Origin of the sequence: Amycolatopsis sp. NPDC059235, assembly GCF_042754125.1 — a bacterium.
GTDB lineage: Bacteria > Actinomycetota > Actinomycetes > Mycobacteriales > Pseudonocardiaceae > Amycolatopsis > Amycolatopsis albidoflava.
Map to the genome: position 1 here is coordinate 1 of NZ_JBHZAG010000014.1, position 18,166 is coordinate 18,166.

Consider the following 18,166-nt stretch of genomic DNA (forward strand, 5'->3'; position numbering starts at 1 on the left):
TGGGGGGGTTTTTTCCAGGGCGTAATTCTTGCTTTCAACCCCACCCCCAGACCGCAGGGACGCTTCGTATCGGGGTGCGGGGGAGGGGCTGGGTGCACCTCGAGTTGGGTGCGCTGGTGCGGTTTTGGGGACGTGAGGGGAACCCTGAGGGAATCAGAGTCCGTGAAGGTGGCCCTCACGGCACTCGCCCGAGCTAGTTCAGGTCGGCGGGCTTGGTGAAGGTCGCCAGTTCGGTCGGCGGAAGCGGGACCGCGCCCAGGGTTTCCAGGAATCCGGCTTCCCTGGTGAGCAGGCGGCAGACTATGCGCAGCCGGCGCAGGGGGTGGGTTTCCTCCAGCAGCAGCTGACGGTCCTCCAGTGGCAACAGGCAGTCCGCGGCTAGTTGGTAGGCGAGTTCGCCCAGGTCGGCGTCGTCGTGGGGCGGGTGCCAGTCGTCCGCGTGCCAGGCGGCTTCGCAGTAACGCTGGTGGGCGGCTCGGGCTACCTTGGCCAGTTGGCGGGCCGTCGATTCCGCTGTGGCGGGGACTGGGTCGTCGGGGAGCCAGTCCACGACAGCCATCAGGTACGGCGCGGACGCTCGGTGCAGTTCGCGCAGGCGGAAGCGGCGCGCGGCGCGGGTGACTACGTCGTAGCGGCCGTCTGGGAGGCGTTTTGCTTCGCGCAGGATCGTGCTGCAGCCGACGCCGTACACGTGGTCCAAACCACTGACCTCGCGGACGAGCGGGGCGCGCAGGGCGACCACGCCGAACTCGTGCTCCGGGACGTTGCCGGTGACCAGGTCCGCGGTGAGCTGCCGGTAGCGCGGTTCGAAGATGTGCAGCGGCAGGTGCGTACCGGGGAGCAGCACTGTCTGCAACGGGAACAACGGCAGGGTCGCCGTCCCGCTGGGGCACTGCTCTGGCTCGGTCACGCGGTCCACGGTACGGGCTGCGGAGCGCTGGCGCAGTTCGTGTTTACCGCCGCGGCGGGGGCTTCAGGACCGCGAAAGGGTCGGTGATGTGCATGTCTTTCGCGGCAAAAGAAAACAGCGCCGCAGGTCGTCCGCCGGTCCGGCCGGGGGGTGCGGTGTGTCCGGTGGGGACCAGCAGACCGCGCCGTTGGAGCACGCGCTGCAGGTTCGTCGCGGACACCTTGTAGCCGAGTGCGGCGGAGTACAGGCCGCGCAATGCGGAGATGGTGAATTCCTCTGGGGCCAGCGCGAAACCCAGATTGGTGTAGCTCAGTTTCGACCGCAGGCGGTCGCGGGCGCGCAGCACGATGGCCTCGTGGTCGAACGCGGTGCGCGGCAGGGCGTTCACGTCGTGCCACTCGGTGTCTTCGGGGACTGCTGGGTCGACATCGGAGGGGACTAGACCCAGGAACGCGGTCGCTACGACGCGTGGGCCGGGGACGCGGTCCGGGGCGCTGAAGACGGAAAGCTGCTCGACGTGCTTCAGCTGGCGGACGTCGACCTTCTCCGCGAGTTGGCGGCGGATGGAGGTTTCGACGTCCTCATCGGGGCGGAGCCGGCCGCCGGGGAGCGACCAGCGGCCTAGGTGCGGATCTAGTGCTCGGCGCCACAAGAGGACGCGCAGTGTGTCGGAGCGCACTTGAAGGACTGCCGCCAGAACCTCGTGGGCGAGGGGGGCTCGGGTGTTAAGATGGCTTCGCACGGTTTTCGATTATAAGGCGAAAACCGGGATGGGGAGGAACCGGGGTCGATCCGGTTCCTAGGCCGGCGAAAGTCGAGAGGGCCGAAGACATGACCACCACGCTTGACCAGGATCTGACCCCTTACGGCGGGGTCGAGGCGGACGCCGACTGGGCCGCCCGCGTGCGGGAGCTCGCCCGCAAGCGCGACGCGGTGCTGCTCGCGCACAACTACCAGGTCCCGGAGATCCAGGACATCGCGGACTTCACCGGCGACTCTCTGGCGCTCAGCCGCATCGCGGCCAGCAGCGACGCGTCGACGATCGTCTTCTGCGGCGTGCACTTCATGGCCGAGACGGCGAAGATCCTGGCTCCGGAGAAGACGGTGCTGATCCCGGACGCGCGGGCCGGCTGCTCGCTCGCCGACTCCATCACCGGCGCCCAGCTGCGCGAGTGGAAGGCCGAGCACCCGGGCGCGGTGGTCGTCTCGTATGTGAACACGACGGCCGAGGTCAAGGCCGAGACGGACATCTGCTGCACGTCGTCGAACGCGGTCGACGTCGTCGCTTCCATCCCCGCTGACCAGGAAGTTCTCTTCCTTCCGGACCAGTTCCTCGGCGCGCACGTCAAGCGCGTGACCGGGCGCGAGAACATGCACATCTGGGCCGGGGAGTGCCACGTGCACGCCGGGATCAACGGGGCCGAGCTGGCCGCGCGCGCCGAGGAGAACCCGGACGCCGACCTGTTCATCCACCCCGAATGCGGCTGCGCGACCTCGGCGCTTTACCTGGCAGGCGAGGGCGCGGTGGCTCCGGAGCGGGTCAAGATCCTGTCCACCGGCGACATGGTGCACGCGGCGCGCGACACCAAGGCGACCTCGGTCCTCGTGGCCACCGAGATCGGCATGATCCACCAGCTGCGCAAGGCCGCGCCGGAGATCGACTTCCGCGCGGTGAACGACCGGGCCTCGTGCCGGTACATGAAGATGATTACCCCGGCCGCGCTGCTGCGGAGCCTCACCGAGGGCGCGGACGAGGTCCACGTCGACCCGGAAACGGCTTCGCGGGCGCGTGCCTCGGTGCAGCGGATGATCGAAATCGGGCAGCCTGGCGGTGGGGAATGAGCGGCCTAGTTAACGCCGATGAGGCGAAAACCTCACCGGATCCGCGCTGGGAAGCCCGGGCCGATGTGGTGGTGATCGGTAGCGGCGTGGCCGGGCTTTCGGCGGCGCTGCGGGCTCGCGAACTCGGGCTGCACGTGCTGGTCGTGACGAAGGCGGCGGTCGCCGACGGCAACACGCGGTGGGCGCAGGGCGGCGTGGCCGTGGTGCTCGACGGCGAGCGCGACGAGGGCGACACGGTCGAGAAGCACACGGCGGACACGCTCACGGCCGGAGCCGGGATCTGCGACGAGGCCGCGGTGCGGTCGATCGTCGGTGGCGGTCCGGCGGCGGTCACCGAGTTGCGGCAGAACGGCGCGGTGTTCGACCACAGCTCGAGCGGGCTGTCGCGGGCGCGCGAGGGCGGGCACAGTGCGTTCCGGGTGATCCACGCGGGCGGCGACGCCACCGGGGCGGAGGTCGAGCGCGCGCTTGTGGCGCAAGCGGGCGAGCGGCGGATTCCGGTGCTGGAGCACCACATCGCGGTCGACGCGCTGCGCACGCCGGCGGGCGAGGTGGCCGGAGTGACGGTGCTCGACCGCAACGGCGTGCCGGGTGTGGTGCGCGCGTCCGCGGTGGTGCTGGCCAGCGGCGGGTTCGGGCAGTTGTACCAGGCGACGTCCAATCCGGAGATCGCGACCGGTGACGGGCTGGCGCTTGCTTTGCGTGCCGGGGCGACGGCCGCCGACATCGAGTTCGTGCAGTTCCACCCGACGGTGCTGTATACGCCGGGTGCGCGCGGGCGGTGTCCGCTGGTGACGGAGGCGGTGCGCGGCGAGGGCGCGACGCTTGTGGACGGCGCGGGCGCGTCGGTGATGGCCGGGGTGCATCCACTCGGCGATCTGGCCCCGCGCGACGTCGTGGCGGCGGCGATCACCCGGCGGCAGCTGTTGGCTCCCGGCGGCATCGACGATCATGTTTTCCTTGACGCCACTGGCATTCCCGGCTTCGCCAAGCGGTTCCCGACGGTGCACGCGGCGTGCGCGGTGCTCGGCATCGACCCGGCGGTGGACGCGATTCCGGTGACGCCCGCGGCGCACTTCGCGTGCGGCGGCGTGGTGGCCACTGTGGACGGACGGTCGAGCGTGCGCGGGTTGTACGCGGCGGGCGAGGTCGCAAGGACCGGGTTGCACGGGGCGAATCGGCTGGCGTCCAACAGTCTTCTCGAAGGGCTGGTCGTCGGACAGCGGACCGCGGAGGCGGTCGCCGCGGATCTGGCCGCCGGATTGCTGCCGGATCCGGCGCGAGGCCGGATTCCGGAAAGGACGGTCGCGCCGGCGGCGGAACGTGATGTGCTGCAACGGGTGATGAGCCGGTATGCGGCGATCGGCCGGGACGCGGACGGGCTCGCCGCGGCGGGTTCGGCGCTCGATTTGTCGACAACGGACAGTCCGTTGTGGACGCACCGAGCGGTCGAGGACGCGGCGCTCACCGTGGCGGCGCAGGCGTTGCTCGCGGCGGCGGAGCGACGGACGGAATCGCGGGGATGTCATGTGCGGACGGACTTCCCCGAGCGGGACGAGGGGCTGCGGCGGAGTCAGCTGATCCGGCTGAGCCCGTCGGGACAGCCGGTGCTGGTCGAGGCGACGTCGTTGGAAGGGGTGGCATGAGCGGGGAATTCTCCGAAGCGGTCGTGCGGTCGCTGGTGGTGGACGGGCTGGACGTCGCGGACGTGCGGCGGGTCGTGACTACCGCGCTGGAAGAGGATTTGCGGTACGGGCCGGACGCCACGACGGCGTCCACAGTCCCGGCGGACGCCCGTGCGGTGGCGGAGCTGACGCCGCGCGTCGCCGGTGTCGTGGCCGGGATTCCGTTGGCGCTGGCGGTTTTCGACCAGGTGCTCGGCGACGACTACGAGGTGGTCTCGATCCGCGAGGACGGTTCGCCCGCCGTCCCGGGGGAGCCGGTGCTCGTGCTGCGCGGTCCGGTGCGCGGATTGCTGACCGCGGAGCGCACGGCGCTGAATCTGCTGTGCCTGCTGTCCGGAGTGGCGACGGCGACCGCGGCGTGGGTGTCCGCGATCGACGGAACCGGTGCTGCGGTAAGGGATTCGCGCAAGACGACGCCGGGGCTGCGGTTGCTGCAGAAGTACGCGGTGCGGTGCGGCGGCGGCGTGAACCACCGGATGGGTCTCGGCGACGCGGTGCTGATCAAGGACAACCACGTGGTCGCGGCCGGTTCGGTCACCGCGGCGCTGGCGGCGGCGCGGGAACACGCGCCGCAGCTGCCGTGCGAGGTCGAGGTGGATGACCTGGCTCAGCTGGACGAGGCGCTGGCCGCCGAGGCGGACGAGGTGCTGCTGGACAACTTCACGCCGGAGGAGTGCGTGAAGGCGGTCGCGCGGCGGGACGAGGTGTCGCCGAAGACGCGGCTGGAGTCGTCCGGCGGGCTGACGCTAGATCGTGCGCGACCGTACGCCGAGTCCGGTGTGGACTATCTCTCCGTCGGCGGGCTCACGCATTCCTCGCCCGCGCTCGATCTCGGGATGGACCTGCGATAACCCTGTCGCCGCGGCCCGCTCTCCACTAGAATCTCCTTGTCCGACAAGGGGAGGGGGCCGCGGTGCGGGGAATTGCCGCCGGAGCGGTGGCCGCGCTCGTGGTGCTCGGCCTGCCCAGCGCGGCGGCCTCGGCCCGCGCGGCCGCGTGCGCGAATCCGTCCGGCCCGTACACCGGCGCGGTGTCCTGGGGGCAGCGGCTGGTGAATCCGCCGCGGCTGTGGGCGCTGACCAGGGGCGAGGGACAGACCGTCGCGGTGATCGGCACCGGCGTCGACAAGCAGAACGCGCAATTCGGGCCGGGACAAGTGCTCGGCGGCGCGGGCACCGCGGATTCCGACTGCGACGGCCGCGGCACGATCGCCGCGGGCATCGTCGGCGCGCAGCAGGCGAACGAGACCACCTTCACCGGCGTCGCGCCCGGAGTGAAGCTGCTTCCCTTGCGCTACACCGAAAGCAACGGTTCCTCCTCGGACGGCGGCGGTGATCCGGGCGCGCTGGCCGGGGCAATCGAGACGGCGGTCGACCGCGGCGCGGGCGTGATTCTCGTGGCGGTCCCGGCGGGTTCGGACAGCCCGGCGCTCGGTGCGGCGCTCGAGCACGCGAAGTCTCGTGGTGCCGTGGTGATTTCGGCCGCGGCGGCCACTCAGCAAGGGGCGCATACGTATCCGACCGCGTCGAAGGATGTGCTCGCGGTCGGCTCGACCGACGAATCCGGCGCGCCGGTGCAGACCGAAGCCGGGGATTACCTCGGAATCGCCGCGCCTGGCGCGAATCTGGTGAGCACGTCGGCAGGCGGCGGGGGCGCGGTGGCGCATCGGTGGCCGATCACCGACCCGAGCCTGGCCGCGGCGTATGTCGCCGGGGTGGCGGCGCTCGTTCGTTCGGCGCATCCGGAGCTGAAGGGCGAGCAGGTGGTGAACCGGTTGACGCTCACCGCTTCCCGGCCGCCGTCCGGGGCGCACGATCCGCGCCGGGGCTGGGGAATGCTCGACGCTTACGCCGCGGTGTCGTCGACGTTGCCCGCCAACGCGCCCGGCCCGAGTGCGGCTGCGGTGCGGTCTCAGTTGCCCGCGGTGGTTCCGGCGGCCGCGGAGGCGCGGCCGACGTCTGATGTCGCGGCGGGAGTTGTTGCGGTGGGCGGGGTCGCGGCGGCTGCTGCGGCGGGGATCGGGGTGGCGGCGTTCCGGCGGGGGCGGCGGCGCGGATGGCGGCCGTCGCGGTTTCGGGCCTGAGGGCCTCGTGAGTGGCAATGCCGGTTCTAACGGGCGTTAGCACTCACGAGACGGAGGGAGCTGACGGCGGGCACCCCGAGTTTGTCGCGTGCGAAGGTTGGCGGCGCTGCTTCGGCGGCGGGTGTCGTGAGTGTTGCGGCCGGTTCTAACCGGGATCAACACTCACGAGCCGCGTCGAGCCGATGATGGCCACTCCGCGTCCGTCGCGCGCGATGTGCACGCTGAAATCCGCGCCCTCACGCGAAAACCGTCCGATCACCTCACGATAAGTGCTGCGATCGTAGGATTCCCAGCCCGCCGCTTCCAACGTCGGCCGCACCGCTTCGGTCAGCACCCGCAACGCACCCGGGCTGTCCTCCAGCCGGACCCCGTACTGCCAGCACACCAAATGCCCCGGCTGCGCGGGATCGCAGTCCAGCTCACCGTCCACTGTGGGCACTGCGCGAGAGCCGAATGCCTCCGCGACACTGTCGATGACGTTCGTCAGTTCGGCAGCCAGATCCGTCAATTCGCGCGTGATCACGGCAGCACCGCCGGAACCGGCACGGGCGCTTCAGTGACGTGGCCGCCGGTGAGCACGCCGTAGATGTTCTCCCACGAATCCGAACCCGGTTTGAGCACGCCGCTGTGCGAGGACAAGCCCCACTGCACGTTTCCGGCCGCGTCGCGGCCGGTGGTGAGTTCGGTGACGCCGGGGAAAGTGTCCGGGTCGGCTCCATGGCCGATGCCGGTCCATTCCAGTGCCCCGGCGTTGCCCTGGGCGAGGATGATCGGGTCCAGCGGGGCGGTCATCGAGTACCGCTGCACGCCGGCTTGGCTCGGCGGCAGGTCTGCTGGGCTCCATACGCCGTGTCCCATGCCCGCCGACTCTACGTGCAGTACCCGGTCCACTGGCAAGCCTTGCTGGTCAGCGAGCCCGACGGTGGCGCCGCCGTAGCTGTGGCCGATCGCGGTGATCGTGGCGGCTCCGCCGGTCTGGGTGTCGACCTGGCCGCGCAGTTCGTCGCCGAACGCCTTGAGGTTCGGGGCCATCGTCTGGGCGTAGCTGGCTTCGGCGCCCTCGGTGGTGACGTTCTGCGGGAACACGCCGTCGGCCCACACGACCATCGCGGTCCGGCCGCTCGGGTCGGCGGCGACGAGGCTGCGGCCGAGGTCGGCGTAGGACTGGAAGGTGTCCATCCGGGTGTGCACACCGGGCACGAACAGCCCGACGTTGCGCGTGCCCGGCTGGATCGTCCCGACGAGTTCGGCGATCCGGCCGTTGCCGGACGGGTCGAACCGCAGGATCTGCCGGTGGTCGTCGAGAATGCTTTGGTACAGCGCGATTCGCCGCTGCGAGCGGGCGATGTCGTCCGGATCGGACAGTCCGGCGAGACGGGTCCGTTCGGCGGCGAGCGCGTCGGAAACCTTCATGCGATTGGCCGCGATAGTCCCGGCCCAGCCGCCGCTGCTGGCGGATTTTCCAGCGGAGGGAACGGCTTCTTCGGGCAGCAGCGAGCGGTACATCGCCGCGACCTGCTCGTCGGCGCGCCGGTATCCCGCCGAGGAAGCGGTGAGGCCGTCGCGAAGAACCTGGATGCGAACGACGCGCTGATCGACGTCCCCGGCGAGTGCGCCGAGAGTTTTCGCCAGCCCGGCGGCACATCCGGCCGACGCGGACACCTGGCCGAAGGCTGTGGCGGGCACTCGTTCGCCCGCCACAGCCTGCTGCGCGGTCCGGAGCGCGCCGGCGCGAGCGTCCAATTCGGACGCCGCGCCGGCGAGTTTCGCCGGGGCTACCCGGTATCCGTCGGTCACGGCTGGTCGATCGGCTCTTCGCCGATGACCGAGGGCGCGACCGGAGCCTGCTGGCCCCACACGTTCTCGGTTTCGACGAGCCACGCGGGAATCCGCCTGCCGGAGCCCATGTCGCCGCCCGCGCCCATGCCGCCCATCGGCATCATGGGCATCATCGGCATCGCGCTCTTGGCCGCCGCGCCGGCCGCACCGGCGGCGCCGCCCGCGAGCCCGCTGAGGACGTTCGACTGCGCGTTACCGGCGAGCCCGGAGTGCGCGGCCGGAGCTTCCCCGGCGCCGCTGAGGCCGCCGCCGGACGGAATGCCGCCGCCGTCGATCGACGGCGCGCCTCCGCCGCCGACCGGGATCCCGCCGCCGCCCCCGCCCTCGGGACCGGCGCCGCCGCCGAGCTTGATGCCCGGCGGAGTGTCCTGCTCTTTGTCCTTGTCGTTCTTGTCTTTGTCCTTGCCCGAGGCCCACGGCGGAACCTTCGGCATGATCGACCCGAAGCGGCCGAACGCGGCGGCGGACGCGGCCGCGAGACCGGCGGTGAACATGTCGCCGAACAGCGGGCTGCCCGGCGTCTGTGCCGGGTGTCCCGGCTGGGAGCCGGGAACCTGCGTGCCGTCGGTGGGCAGCGGATGCGAGTCGATCGGAGCGCCGACCGCGGTCCCGCCGTCCGGGCTGTTGCCGATCGGGCCGGTGGCGCCCCCGGTCGAAGCGCCGCCGCCGGGAACCGGCTTGGGCGGCGGAGCGGCCGCGTTCGGCGAAACCGGGATCGCGTCCTCGGCGGTGTCGTAATTCGTCGCGAGGTTGTTCATCACGACGATCGCCTTCGCGTGCGCGGAGCCGGCGGCGTTGGCGGCCTGTTGCTGCGCTTCGACGTTGGCGATCGCCTGCTGCCGCTGCTGCGTCGCGGCGACGATCGTGGCGGGCGGGGTGTCCGGCGGGAGCAGCGGCGGATTGACCGCCAGCGCGACGTCGGCGGGGGAGACGTCCGGCACCGCGACCGGCGGCGGCATCTCGGTTTTCGCCTTGACCAGCGCGTCCGCGGCGTCCTCCAGCATGTCGCGCATGCCCTGCGCGGTGACCGCGACCTTGCGGATGCCGCCGACCAGGTCGGTCATCATGGTCCGGTACTGATCGGCCGCGCCGCCGGTCCACGAGCTGGAGAAATCGGTGAGCTGATCGGACAGGTTCTCCGCCTGGTCGTACAGCCCGCGCGAGGCCGAACCCCACTGTTCGGCCGCGGCGCGCGCGGTGGTCGGATCGCCCGCCTGCAGCATCGCGTAGAGCTGCTGATGGGTGTAGCCGGCGAAATTGGTGCGAGGGCCGCTCATGCCTTCTTACCCCCTGAGGAATCAAGGCCCAGCAACGAGAAAAGCGGGTCCAGCAGACCGGTCTGCTGACCCGATTGGTGCAGATCGCCCGCGACCGACTGGTCGGCCTGGGCGTAACCGTCGGCGACGGTGGTGGTGACGTCCTGAGCGAACGTGATCGCCCCGCGGACCTGCTCCAGCAGGCCCTGCATTTCGGCGACCGCGGCGTGGTGGGCGTCGGCGAGCGAAGCGGCTTCCCCGAACTCCCCGAACAGCAGCGGATGCTCGCCGAGGGTGCGCAGGAAGTCGTTCGGCCGGGACATCGCGTGGATCTGGGTTTCCAGCTCCCGGACGAAGTCGCTCAGCGATTCCAGGTGGACGTAGTACGACTGGTCGGGCATCGGCCGGTGACCTCTCGTGCGGCAGGACGCGGGAAAGCCGGCCGTCCGGAGCGGGCGGGGGGTGGTCCCGCCCCGGACGGCCGGCGTCGGGGCCGGATCAGGCGAACAGGCCCTGGTTTCGGTTCTCCAGCTGGTGCTGGAGATCGTGGGCGTCGCCGACCTTGGTGCCGAACTGCGCGATGATCGCGACGATGTCGGCGGTCGCCTGGCGGAGCCGGGTCTCGGACGCGCGCGCCGCTTCACCGGCGGAGCTGCCCGAGGCGTACCAGGTCTGGGTGATCGGCTGCAGGTTCTGGTGCAGCTGCTCCAGCTGGGAGGTCAGCGCCTTCGCCTTGGCGGCGAGCGACGCGGAGCTGTGCTGCAGGGCCCCGAAGCTGATTTCTACGACGTCAGCCATGGTGTCTTGTCCTCTCTCAGGGGTTGAGGCGAGGGATCACGTTGCCCTCGACGGTGTGGCTGACGCTCTGGAAGCTCTGGTGCACGTCGGAGTCGCCCGAGTTGTAGTTCGCGTGGCTGGTGTGCACCAGCTGCGACATCGTGTCGAGCTCGCGGACGGCGGCGGTCATCTTCTCCTGGAGCCTGCGCTGCAGGTCCCAGAACGCGACGGCCTGGTCGCCCTTGTAGTTCCGCAGCGTCTCGGTCAGCTCGGACTCCAAGCTGGCCATCGTCGTCTTCGCGCTCGACGCGGTCTCCTCGAAGCCCTGGACGGCGCGCGTCATGGCAGCTGAATCTGCCTGGAATCCCGGACTGGACATCTGACGGGCCACCTCCTTCCCTCTCGTGGAAAATCCCGGTGCGCGGCGGGCCGCGCGGTGTGAATGTCACGCTAGAAAAAGAGCGGGTCCGGTCAAACGGCACAACTGCCGGTCGCTTTGACGGCACTATTACCCACAGGTGGGGTGCGCCCTACCCCCGAGACGGGGGACGACGCCAGTGCCCGGCCCCCCGCTGGCGGCCAGGCTGATCGCATGACTTCCTGGGGATTACGACTGTTCCGGCTGCACCGCCCGCTGGGGGTGCTGGCCGGGGCGATGGTGCTGCTGCTGATCGCGTGCGTGTTCGGGCTGCTGCTGGATGATCGCACGCTCGTCAACGCGCCGCTGTGGGCCAAACCGTTCAAATTCGCGGTTTCGGTGGCGTTGTACGCGCCGACGCTGGCGTGGCTGCTGTCGCTCGTGAAACGCGGCCGCCGGGCCGGCTGGTGGATGGGCACCGTGTTCGCGGTCGCGATGGGCGCGGACATGGCGCTGCTGGTGTGGCAGGTGCTCGTCCGGGACCGTCCGCTGCACTTCAACCACGCGACGCCGGCCGACTCGACGATCGGCAACTTCCTGGCCACCGGCGCGTTCGCCGCGTGGGGCGCGACCGCGGCGGTGGTCGTCCTGCTGCTGTTCCAAAAGCTGCCGGACCGCGCGCTGACGTCCGCGCTGCGGTGGGGGACCGCACTCGCGGCGGGCGGGATGGGATTGGCGCTCATGATGTTCTCGGCCAGCCCGGCGCAGCAGCGGGTGCTGGACGGCGGCGGGAAGCCGTCGATGATCGGCGGGCACACGGTCGGTCTCGAGGACGGCGGGCCGGGGTTGCCGCTGCTGGGCTGGAGCACGGTCGGCGGGGACATGCGGATCACGCATTTCGTGGGGATCCACGCGATTCAGGCGTTGCCGCTGCTGGCGCTCGCGTTGGTGGCGTTGTCCCGGCGGTATCCGGTGCTGTCCAGCGAGCTTGTGCGGCGTCGGCTGGTGTGGACTGGGGCCGTCGGGTACGCGGGGGTCGTGGTGATTACCGCGTGGCAGGCGATGCGGGGGCAGTCGATTGTGCGGCCGGATGTGTGGACGCTCGCTGCGACTGCCGGGTTGGTCGCGGTGGTGGCGCTTGGCGCGTTGTTGTCAGTGCGGACGGCGCGGCCTTCGGTGCTTCCCGGTGAACGGCATGCGTTGAGGGGATTCTGAGATCTGTTCGGTACTTCTGGCCGGGCCAGTCGCTGGTGGCTGGCCCGACGGGAGGACGGTGTCATGGCATTTCCCCAGGAGCTGCTGGATTCGCTGCGGCGCGCGCCGGAGGACGTCGCGTTCGAGCACGGGGAGCGGCGGGTTCGCCGGGGGGAGGTGCTCGATCTCGTCGGGCGGTTCGTGGCCGGGTTGCGGGCGGCCGGGGTGCGGGCCGGCGACGGGGTCGGGATCGCTACGGGGGTGACGCCGGAGGGCTGGGCCGCGCAGATCGCGGTGCAGACGCTGGGGGCGCGGGCGGTGGGGGTGCGGTCCGGGCTGCCCGCGGCGCATCTCGACGCGGTGCTGGACGGGGTGGCCGCGGTGGTGACCGACGCCGAACTGCCGGCTCCGGCGGGAGCGCGGACGCTTCCGATCGGCCCGGAACTCCTTGCCGCGTATGAAGAACCGGTGCCGTGCGGGAAACCGTCAGACGTCGGCTGGGTGGTATTCACCAGCGGGAGCACCGGGGTGCCGAAGGGGGTCGCGTACCGTTTCGACGCGTTGGCGGAGTTCGGTCTTGAACAGCGGGCGGGGGATTCGGCCGAGGACTATCGGCGGTTTCTGCTGTTCGGGACTTTGAGCAGCGCGGTGATGGTGTTGCATTTGCAGGCTTGTTTGCTCGCTGGCGGCACCGCGGTGATTCCGGAGGGGCTGCCGGACTTTCCCTGGATTCTGCCGCGGCTGGACATCACCGCGGCGCTGGTGACGGTTCCCCGGTTGTATCGGATGCTGGACGTGCTGCGCGAAGAGGAAATCGAGCTTTCCGGGCTGCGGATGCTGACTGTCGCCGGGTCTCCGGTGGAACCCGGGCTGCTGGCTGAAGGGTTTGCGCGAATCGGACCCGCGTTGCGGCAAGGGTACGGGCAGACTGAGACCGGGAAATTGACGGTGCTGGACACGGCGGACGTGTCTGCGCGTCCGGAGGCGATCGCTTCGGTCGGATTGCCGGTCGAAGGGGTCTCGCTGGAGGTGCGGGATGCTTCGGGCCGTGCGGTTCCGGCGGGGCAGACGGGGGAGGTTTTCGCCCGTACCGCAAGGGCTTTCGCGGGGTACTGGCGCGATCCCGTGCTGAGCGCGACGGTGCTGGCCGACGGCTGGGTCCGCACTCAGGACATCGGGCGACTCGACGAGCACGGCTTTCTGTATTTGACCGGTCGCGCCCGGGATGTGGTGATCGTGAACGCGGTGATTCATTACACCGGGCCGATCGAGCGTGCGATCGCCGCGCATTCCGCCGTGGACCAGGCATATGTCGTCGCGGTTCCGGATGAGCGGACTGGGGAGGCGGCGCATGCGTTTGTCGTCGCCGCGCCCGGGGGTGTGGTGGACGAGGGGGAGTTGCGGGCGGTTGTCGCTGCTGAGCTGGGGGATGCTGCCGTACCGGTTTCTTTCACTGTGATGGACGAGGTTGCGGTTGCTGCGTCCGGCAAACCGGACAAGGGGGCGTTGCGGAAGCTGGTTGTCGGCCGCCCTCGCGTACCGCAAAAGCCGTGAAGGGCTCCTTGAGGGAAACAAATTCCCTCAAGGAGCCCTTCACGGCTTTGGGTTACACGCCTGCGGTTTGCTTGATCCAGTCTCGGCTGTTGGCGACGCTGGCATAGTTCTGGGTGCCGTGTTCGTCGCTGCCGGAGTTTTCGCCGGTCGAGCAGACGCCGACCTGGACGCCGTCGGCCAGCTGCGGGCCGCCGGAGTCTCCGTGCCACGACGAGCCGGTGACGCCCTTGCTCGCGATTGCCTTGCCGTTGAAGGCGTCCGTGCTTTCGCCGGTCACCTGGACGTCCGCGGTCTTGAGCGTGTCCGAGGGCGGGCTCTGGTCCTTCGTGCGGCCCCAGCCGTAGATCTGGTTGGTGGCCCCGTTTTCCGGGTCCTTGTCGGCCAGCTTCATGAACGTGGTGTCCACTGCGGACTTAAGGTGCAGCAGCGCGATGTCGCCGTTGGGCGAGGCCTTCTGCTCGTCGACCGCCGCTTCGGTGCCCTTGCCCAGCGAGACGTCGCCGACCTTGACGTGCATGCCGCCCTTGTTCAGGCAGTGCTGCGCGGTGAGCACCCACTGCGAGGCGATGATCGTGCCGGAGCATTCGAAGCCGCCGTAGTCGGTGACGTCGTCCCAGAAGATCTGGGCGCCCCACGGGGCCGACTTCACGGTGCCGCCGCCGATGATGTGCGTGTCGGCGCTCGCCGGGAGTGCCGCCCCGACTCCGAACGCCATCGCTGCCCCTGCGACGACGGCCGCCGCTTTCGCGTAACGCATGGAAAATCCCTCCGCCTCGGTGGTGATTTCCCGACCGTAGGCGGCATGTGGAAATCCGGTAACCTACGGAAGTCGGTCTTCGATCCACGTTTCGCGGAGCGTGCCGTCCGGGTCAAGACGCCGGTGGAGGGCTTCGGCTTGCTCCGGACGGGTGAGCGCGGCGACGGCTGTTTCCTGCTGAAGGTGCAGCGCGTGTACGGCGACGCGGAGATCGCGGATCCGGCTCCGGGTGCGGAGCCGGGCTCGCCACGGGTGCCAGAGGACGGCGAGCAGGAGGCTGGTGGTTTCGGCGCGGTAGGTCTGGGCGGCTTGGGTGAGCTGGTCGGTGTCTGTGATACCGCCTAGGCGTCGGTCGACCGCCGCTATTACGGCGCATTCCAGGACGCGTTCGTGCGCGCCGGCGGCGAAATCGGCTACTCGGCGGGGGATTCCGGCGACCAGGACCGCGGTGAGCAGTTCGGACAGGGCTTCGTGGAGGGCGCGGTGCGCGTCCGTGCCGTCTTCGAGGACAGCGGCGATTCCGAGTGCGTTGGCGAGAGTTTTGCGGCTGGTCAAGGTGTTCGGGGGCAAACCGATCCGGATTTCGTGCACACCGCCGGAGATCGCGCGGGTCGCTTCGAGCCGCCGGTACACCTCGGCGCGGAGCTGGCGGCGTTCCTGGATCTTCGTGAAATAGTTCGTCAGCGCGGCGCCGACGACGCCTCCGCCGGTGGTGTAGGCCAGTTCGACCAGGCCGGGCATCGGGGCTCCCTCGCTCGTGGACTGCATATGCTGGCAGAGCGAGAGATACCGGGGAGTGGAATGCAGACAGTAACGTTCGGCGCGGCGCGCGGAGATCGGCTGGTGATCGCCGTGCGCGGGCGGATGCATCCCGGCGCGGACGATTTCTGGGACGGGAACTGGCTGGTCAGCCCGATCGAGATCGTGTCCGGCGGGTTCACCGCGCGGCTGGACGCCGGGTTGCGGGCCAATGAACTGCAGGAGTTCCGGCAGGAGCTGGCGGCCTGCACGAAGTCCGGCGGCAGCGCGCGGCTGACGTCGCTGGAGGACTGGCTGGACCTGACGGTGACCGTCGCGGACGGACGGGTCGAGGCGGAGGGTGTCGCGGTCGCCGATCATTCGAGCGGGAACCGGTTGTTGTTCCGTCTTGAGGGGATTGAGTACGCGCAGGTGGCGGCTGTTGTGGCTGCGTTGGCGGCGGTCGAGGAAGAATTTCCCGTACTGGGTCTTCCGTGAAGGCCTGTCTGCAAGCTCATTGTCAGCTTGGTGAGGAACGCTCCCTGACGGCGGTGTGTGCGGATGGCGTATGAGATCCACCTGTACTGCAGGACTGGCGGGGTGGGTGCCGTCGCGGGGTTCGATGCCCTGACCGCGGGTGCTGTGTCGGTCGAGGATCGGCATAGCGGTGAAGGATGGGTGTCCGCGGAGGTGGGCGACGGCTGCCGGCTTGAGTTTTCCGCGGGTACCCCGGTGGTGGCCGCGATGATCGCGGAACTGGCACCTAGCGACGAGTCGGGCCGGGTCAGCGCCGCGGATGCGATAGCGACGCTCACGCTGAGCGGCGAGGTCGAGTGGTCGGTGGTGTCGGCGGTGTGGCGTTCGGCGAAGTCGTTGTGGGATGTGGTTCCTTACGACGACGGCTCCGGTTTCGCAGTGGATCTGGACGCGTTGTGACCGGCGACATTGGGGATGCTCCCGGCCGCTGGCGGGACGGTAGCCGGAGCTGCCGGGCATCGCGGCGGAGTACTCGGTGCTGACGCCGGTGTGGGCCAAGCGAAGCGAGGTGCCCGCTGATTCCGGTGTGGCGCGGGAGCTTGCCGCGATGGAGGCGTTGGTTCGCGGGGAGTTGTCCGGATCGGAGTTCTCCCTGGCCTGGGGTGCGTGCGGCGCTGCGACGGCTGGCGGCGGCGGAAGGCTTCTCCGTCCGCGGTCCGGTTGCGCGGGAGATCCAGTTGTACTGCCGGACCGGCGGGTTGAGTGCTGCTGCCGGGTTCGACGCGCTGACTGCGGCGTTGCCGGTAGAGGATCGCCGCGACGGCGACGGCCGGGTGTCCGCGGAGGTGGGCTGTCAGCTTGAGTTTTCCGTGGTCGCGCCGCTGATTTCAGAGGCGCACTTGGAGATGATCCTGAGGTTGTCGCCGGGTGACGAGCCGGGTCGTGTCGCCGGCGCCGACGCGATCGTGACGCTCGCGGTGAGCGACGAGGTCGCGTGGCCGGAGGTAACGGCGGTGCGGCGGACGGCGAAGTCGTTGTGGGACGTGGTTCCGTACAATTACGTGAGCCTTGAGCTGTGAAGGTGGGGGGGCGGCTGAGTGAGCTACATTTTCACTACTGTCGACGACGAGGACGTGTGGAGTCCGGCACTTCGGGTCGGCCGGTTGTTCGCGAACATGGGTGTGACGCTGGCGCACAACTTCGACCTGGACATCAGCGACGCCGGGCTGAGCCCGATGGCCGCCGATTTCTATTACGTGGATCCGGCGAAGCTTGCCGTGTTCGTGCGGACGGTGCTCGACAGTTCCGTGATGACTCATCAGGTGTACCGGGAATTGGCGCGCGGGTTTCTCGGGGTATGCCTGGTTCTGCTGGAACGGTCCGGTATTCCGGTCGAAGACGTGCCGCCGGATGTGGCTCGGTGCCGGGATTCGATGCGGAACATCCCGAGCTGATGGCGTGGCCGGAGATCCCGCGGTTGGTCAGGTTGTCGTTGCGGGAGCGGTTCGAGTGGTGGATCGGCGGGGGACGGCTGCCGGACGGAACCCATCCGCGGGGCTGGAGCGAGTTGCTCAGTCTGTTGTTCAGCGGGTTGTGGAGAGAGATCAACGAGGGGCAGGCGTGGTCGGAGGCGGAGAAGGACCGGTATCTGCGCGCGGCCTGTGACGTGCTCTCCTACGTGGAGGAACACGGGCTGATCGAGGAGGACGAACTGCTGAACCGGCAGTTGATGTTGTCGACCGGGCTTGCCAAATCCGAGTTTTCCTTTACTGGCAAGGGGTATACTCCAGAGGACGCCATCCGGCGGATCATGGCGGTGCTCACGCCCGAGCGGATCGACGAGTGCGAGCGGCTGAGCCCTGGGTGGACGAAGTTGTCGACGCCGGAGATCGCCCGGCTGCATCGGGTCAAGCAGCTCATCAAGATTGCCGGAGAGATGCGGGACCACCTCGTCGATCCGGAGATGCGCGCAGTCGTGCTGCGCTGGGAACCGCTGTATCCGCGATTGCCCTGAGAAAGGCCGAAATGCTGAGCCAGCACGAACGCATGGCCGACGTGCTGAACCGTCCCGGCGTGTACGGGATTTACCGCCTGGAGCAAGCCCTCGCCTTCTTCGGCGGGTTTAACGCGGCGGCCGAACTCGGGTACTTCCGCGGATTCGAAGCATGGCTGGCCCGCAACGGAGGCCCTGGGCCGAACCTCGCCTGGCCGTATCAGGCGGAGAAGGTGGTCGCCGCGCGGGCGGCGGAGCAGGCGGACGAGGTAGAAGAGTTTTTCGCGCCTGGGACTTCCACCGGATCTCGGACATGTTCGCCTGGCCTGCTCGCCGTAAGTCGCTCCCCGCGCGACGGCTGAGCAGCCCGTTGCGGTCGATCAAGATCATGGCGGAGTGGGGCGCCGAGGCGGTGTGGTTCTACGATTCCGATACGCGCCCGGTGACCAATCCGACCGACCCCGCGTCGCCGGAACTGGGGCTGAGCGCGGAGCTGGCTCGCGACCTGACGGAGTGGCAGGACGAATGGGACGCCACCCTGAACCACGCCGACCCGGCGCCCGCGTTCCCCTCGGCAGAAGCGGGGCGGCGTTTCGACGAGCGGGGCTGGGAACTTGTCCGGCGGGTCCGCAGTGAAGTACCTGCGGACTGGGACGTCTCCTACCTGAGCCATCTGACCAACCTGGAGACCTTCCTCGACTGA

The 18,166-nt window shown here is 69.6% G+C and carries 23 protein-coding genes; 13 read left to right on the forward strand and 10 right to left on the reverse strand.

Going from position 1 to position 18,166, the window contains the following annotated elements:
• Positions 1-193: 193 nt before the first annotated feature.
• Both ACFXI3_RS12405 and ACFXI3_RS12410 read right to left on the reverse strand, forming a co-directional pair.
• Entirely contained in the window at positions 194-910 is a 717-nt protein-coding gene (locus ACFXI3_RS12405; protein ID WP_378399571.1) for an LON peptidase substrate-binding domain-containing protein, read from the reverse strand.
• 43 nt (positions 911-953) lie between these two features.
• Entirely contained in the window at positions 954-1,607 is a 654-nt protein-coding gene (locus ACFXI3_RS12410; RefSeq protein ID WP_344268574.1) for an NUDIX domain-containing protein, read from the reverse strand.
• 134 nt (positions 1,608-1,741) lie between these two features.
• On the opposite strand from ACFXI3_RS12410, the gene nadA reads away from it, so the two are divergent.
• The 4 genes from nadA to ACFXI3_RS12430 all read left to right on the forward strand — a co-directional run bounded on the left by nadA (position 1,742) and on the right by ACFXI3_RS12430 (position 6,520).
• On the forward strand, positions 1,742-2,752 hold the full coding sequence (gene nadA / locus ACFXI3_RS12415) for a quinolinate synthase NadA (protein ID WP_116205755.1): 1,011 nt from the start codon (positions 1,742-1,744) through the stop codon (positions 2,750-2,752).
• A complete protein-coding gene (locus tag ACFXI3_RS12420; RefSeq protein ID WP_378399572.1) occupies positions 2,749-4,398 on the forward strand; it encodes an L-aspartate oxidase in 1,650 nt (549 codons plus the stop codon). The genes nadA and ACFXI3_RS12420 overlap by 4 nt, the downstream gene beginning before the upstream one ends.
• The gene (gene nadC, locus ACFXI3_RS12425) at positions 4,395-5,288 is read left to right on the forward strand and encodes a carboxylating nicotinate-nucleotide diphosphorylase (protein WP_378399573.1); all 894 of its coding nucleotides are present in this window, start codon (positions 4,395-4,397) and stop codon (positions 5,286-5,288) included. The genes ACFXI3_RS12420 and nadC overlap by 4 nt, the downstream gene beginning before the upstream one ends.
• Before the next feature lie 62 nt (positions 5,289-5,350).
• On the forward strand, positions 5,351-6,520 hold the full coding sequence (locus tag ACFXI3_RS12430) for a S8 family serine peptidase (RefSeq protein ID WP_378399574.1): 1,170 nt from the start codon (positions 5,351-5,353) through the stop codon (positions 6,518-6,520).
• A gap of 145 nt (positions 6,521-6,665) precedes the next feature.
• Here ACFXI3_RS12430 and ACFXI3_RS12435 read toward each other — a convergent pair whose 3' ends face one another.
• The 6 genes from ACFXI3_RS12435 to ACFXI3_RS12460 form a co-directional block, all read right to left on the reverse strand.
• On the reverse strand, positions 6,666-7,043 hold the full coding sequence (locus ACFXI3_RS12435) for a hypothetical protein (protein WP_354737736.1): 378 nt from the start codon (positions 7,041-7,043) through the stop codon (positions 6,666-6,668).
• The gene (locus ACFXI3_RS12440) at positions 7,040-8,317 is read right to left on the reverse strand and encodes an alpha/beta hydrolase (RefSeq protein ID WP_378399575.1); all 1,278 of its coding nucleotides are present in this window, start codon (positions 8,315-8,317) and stop codon (positions 7,040-7,042) included. Before ACFXI3_RS12440 ends, ACFXI3_RS12435 begins: the two co-directional genes overlap by 4 nt.
• On the reverse strand, positions 8,314-9,636 hold the full coding sequence (locus ACFXI3_RS12445) for a WXG100 family type VII secretion target (RefSeq protein WP_378399576.1): 1,323 nt from the start codon (positions 9,634-9,636) through the stop codon (positions 8,314-8,316). The genes ACFXI3_RS12440 and ACFXI3_RS12445 overlap by 4 nt, the downstream gene beginning before the upstream one ends.
• The gene (locus ACFXI3_RS12450; RefSeq protein WP_344268260.1) at positions 9,633-10,016 is read right to left on the reverse strand and encodes a hypothetical protein; all 384 of its coding nucleotides are present in this window, start codon (positions 10,014-10,016) and stop codon (positions 9,633-9,635) included. The genes ACFXI3_RS12445 and ACFXI3_RS12450 overlap by 4 nt, the downstream gene beginning before the upstream one ends.
• Before the next feature lie 97 nt (positions 10,017-10,113).
• On the reverse strand, positions 10,114-10,413 hold the full coding sequence (locus ACFXI3_RS12455; RefSeq protein ID WP_037809581.1) for a hypothetical protein: 300 nt from the start codon (positions 10,411-10,413) through the stop codon (positions 10,114-10,116).
• Positions 10,414-10,429: 16 nt separating this feature from the next.
• A complete protein-coding gene (locus tag ACFXI3_RS12460) occupies positions 10,430-10,771 on the reverse strand; it encodes a WXG100 family type VII secretion target (protein ID WP_093576046.1) in 342 nt (113 codons plus the stop codon).
• Positions 10,772-10,984: 213 nt separating this feature from the next.
• Here ACFXI3_RS12460 and ACFXI3_RS12465 point away from each other — a divergent pair, with 213 nt between their 5' ends.
• Positions 10,985-11,965, forward strand: a complete 981-nt coding sequence (locus ACFXI3_RS12465; RefSeq protein WP_378399577.1) for a hypothetical protein — start codon at positions 10,985-10,987, stop codon at positions 11,963-11,965.
• A 63-nt stretch (positions 11,966-12,028) separates the two neighbouring features.
• The gene (locus tag ACFXI3_RS12470; RefSeq protein WP_378399578.1) at positions 12,029-13,498 is read left to right on the forward strand and encodes a class I adenylate-forming enzyme family protein; all 1,470 of its coding nucleotides are present in this window, start codon (positions 12,029-12,031) and stop codon (positions 13,496-13,498) included.
• 52 nt (positions 13,499-13,550) lie between these two features.
• Here ACFXI3_RS12470 and ACFXI3_RS12475 read toward each other — a convergent pair whose 3' ends face one another.
• Both ACFXI3_RS12475 and ACFXI3_RS12480 read right to left on the reverse strand, forming a co-directional pair.
• Positions 13,551-14,255, reverse strand: coding sequence for a trypsin-like serine protease (locus ACFXI3_RS12475; protein ID WP_370939217.1), 705 nt, complete (start codon positions 14,253-14,255; stop codon positions 13,551-13,553).
• Between the two features lie 63 nt (positions 14,256-14,318).
• Positions 14,319-14,996: a hypothetical protein gene (locus ACFXI3_RS12480; RefSeq protein ID WP_378399579.1), complete on the reverse strand. Its 678-nt coding sequence runs from the start codon at positions 14,994-14,996 to the stop codon at positions 14,319-14,321.
• Between the two features lie 60 nt (positions 14,997-15,056).
• Between ACFXI3_RS12480 and ACFXI3_RS12485 the strand changes: the two genes are divergently transcribed.
• The 7 genes from ACFXI3_RS12485 to ACFXI3_RS12515 all read left to right on the forward strand — a co-directional run bounded on the left by ACFXI3_RS12485 (position 15,057) and on the right by ACFXI3_RS12515 (position 18,166).
• The gene (locus ACFXI3_RS12485; protein ID WP_378399580.1) at positions 15,057-15,491 is read left to right on the forward strand and encodes a hypothetical protein; all 435 of its coding nucleotides are present in this window, start codon (positions 15,057-15,059) and stop codon (positions 15,489-15,491) included.
• Between the two features lie 180 nt (positions 15,492-15,671).
• Positions 15,672-15,929, forward strand: a complete 258-nt coding sequence (locus ACFXI3_RS12490; RefSeq protein ID WP_378399581.1) for a hypothetical protein — start codon at positions 15,672-15,674, stop codon at positions 15,927-15,929.
• Between the two features lie 203 nt (positions 15,930-16,132).
• On the forward strand, positions 16,133-16,549 hold the full coding sequence (locus ACFXI3_RS12495) for a hypothetical protein (protein ID WP_378399582.1): 417 nt from the start codon (positions 16,133-16,135) through the stop codon (positions 16,547-16,549).
• Between the two features lie 18 nt (positions 16,550-16,567).
• Positions 16,568-16,924 (forward strand): DUF6086 family protein, encoded by a 357-nt coding sequence (locus ACFXI3_RS12500; RefSeq protein ID WP_378399583.1) that lies wholly within the window; start codon positions 16,568-16,570, stop codon positions 16,922-16,924.
• On the forward strand, positions 16,891-17,484 hold the full coding sequence (locus ACFXI3_RS12505; protein ID WP_378399584.1) for a hypothetical protein: 594 nt from the start codon (positions 16,891-16,893) through the stop codon (positions 17,482-17,484). The genes ACFXI3_RS12500 and ACFXI3_RS12505 overlap by 34 nt, the downstream gene beginning before the upstream one ends.
• Positions 17,485-17,495: 11 nt before the next feature.
• Positions 17,496-17,825 (forward strand): hypothetical protein, encoded by a 330-nt coding sequence (locus tag ACFXI3_RS12510; RefSeq protein ID WP_378399585.1) that lies wholly within the window; start codon positions 17,496-17,498, stop codon positions 17,823-17,825.
• The gene (locus tag ACFXI3_RS12515) at positions 17,777-18,166 is read left to right on the forward strand and encodes a hypothetical protein (protein WP_378399586.1); all 390 of its coding nucleotides are present in this window, start codon (positions 17,777-17,779) and stop codon (positions 18,164-18,166) included. The genes ACFXI3_RS12510 and ACFXI3_RS12515 overlap by 49 nt, the downstream gene beginning before the upstream one ends.

What these genes read in the sequence shown, in the direction of transcription:
- ACFXI3_RS12445 (WP_378399576.1), bottom strand. Translation starts at nt 9,636, where the DNA reads ATGAGCGGCCCTCGCACCAATTTCGCCGGCTACACCCATCAGCAGCTC.
- ACFXI3_RS12455 (WP_037809581.1), bottom strand. Translation starts at nt 10,413, where the DNA reads ATGGCTGACGTCGTAGAAATCAGCTTCGGGGCCCTGCAGCACAGCTCC.
- nadA (WP_116205755.1), top strand. Translation starts at nt 1,742, where the DNA reads ATGACCACCACGCTTGACCAGGATCTGACCCCTTACGGCGGGGTCGAG.
- ACFXI3_RS12510 (WP_378399585.1), top strand. Translation starts at nt 17,496, where the DNA reads ATGCTGAGCCAGCACGAACGCATGGCCGACGTGCTGAACCGTCCCGGC.
- nadC (WP_378399573.1), top strand. Translation starts at nt 4,395, where the DNA reads ATGAGCGGGGAATTCTCCGAAGCGGTCGTGCGGTCGCTGGTGGTGGAC.
- ACFXI3_RS12450 (WP_344268260.1), bottom strand. Translation starts at nt 10,016, where the DNA reads ATGCCCGACCAGTCGTACTACGTCCACCTGGAATCGCTGAGCGACTTC.
- ACFXI3_RS12465 (WP_378399577.1), top strand. Translation starts at nt 10,985, where the DNA reads ATGACTTCCTGGGGATTACGACTGTTCCGGCTGCACCGCCCGCTGGGG.
- ACFXI3_RS12515 (WP_378399586.1), top strand. Translation starts at nt 17,777, where the DNA reads ATGTTCGCCTGGCCTGCTCGCCGTAAGTCGCTCCCCGCGCGACGGCTG.
- ACFXI3_RS12460 (WP_093576046.1), bottom strand. Translation starts at nt 10,771, where the DNA reads ATGTCCAGTCCGGGATTCCAGGCAGATTCAGCTGCCATGACGCGCGCC.
- ACFXI3_RS12485 (WP_378399580.1), top strand. Translation starts at nt 15,057, where the DNA reads ATGCAGACAGTAACGTTCGGCGCGGCGCGCGGAGATCGGCTGGTGATC.
- ACFXI3_RS12470 (WP_378399578.1), top strand. Translation starts at nt 12,029, where the DNA reads ATGGCATTTCCCCAGGAGCTGCTGGATTCGCTGCGGCGCGCGCCGGAG.
- ACFXI3_RS12420 (WP_378399572.1), top strand. Translation starts at nt 2,749, where the DNA reads ATGAGCGGCCTAGTTAACGCCGATGAGGCGAAAACCTCACCGGATCCG.
- ACFXI3_RS12475 (WP_370939217.1), bottom strand. Translation starts at nt 14,255, where the DNA reads ATGCGTTACGCGAAAGCGGCGGCCGTCGTCGCAGGGGCAGCGATGGCG.
- ACFXI3_RS12480 (WP_378399579.1), bottom strand. Translation starts at nt 14,996, where the DNA reads ATGCCCGGCCTGGTCGAACTGGCCTACACCACCGGCGGAGGCGTCGTC.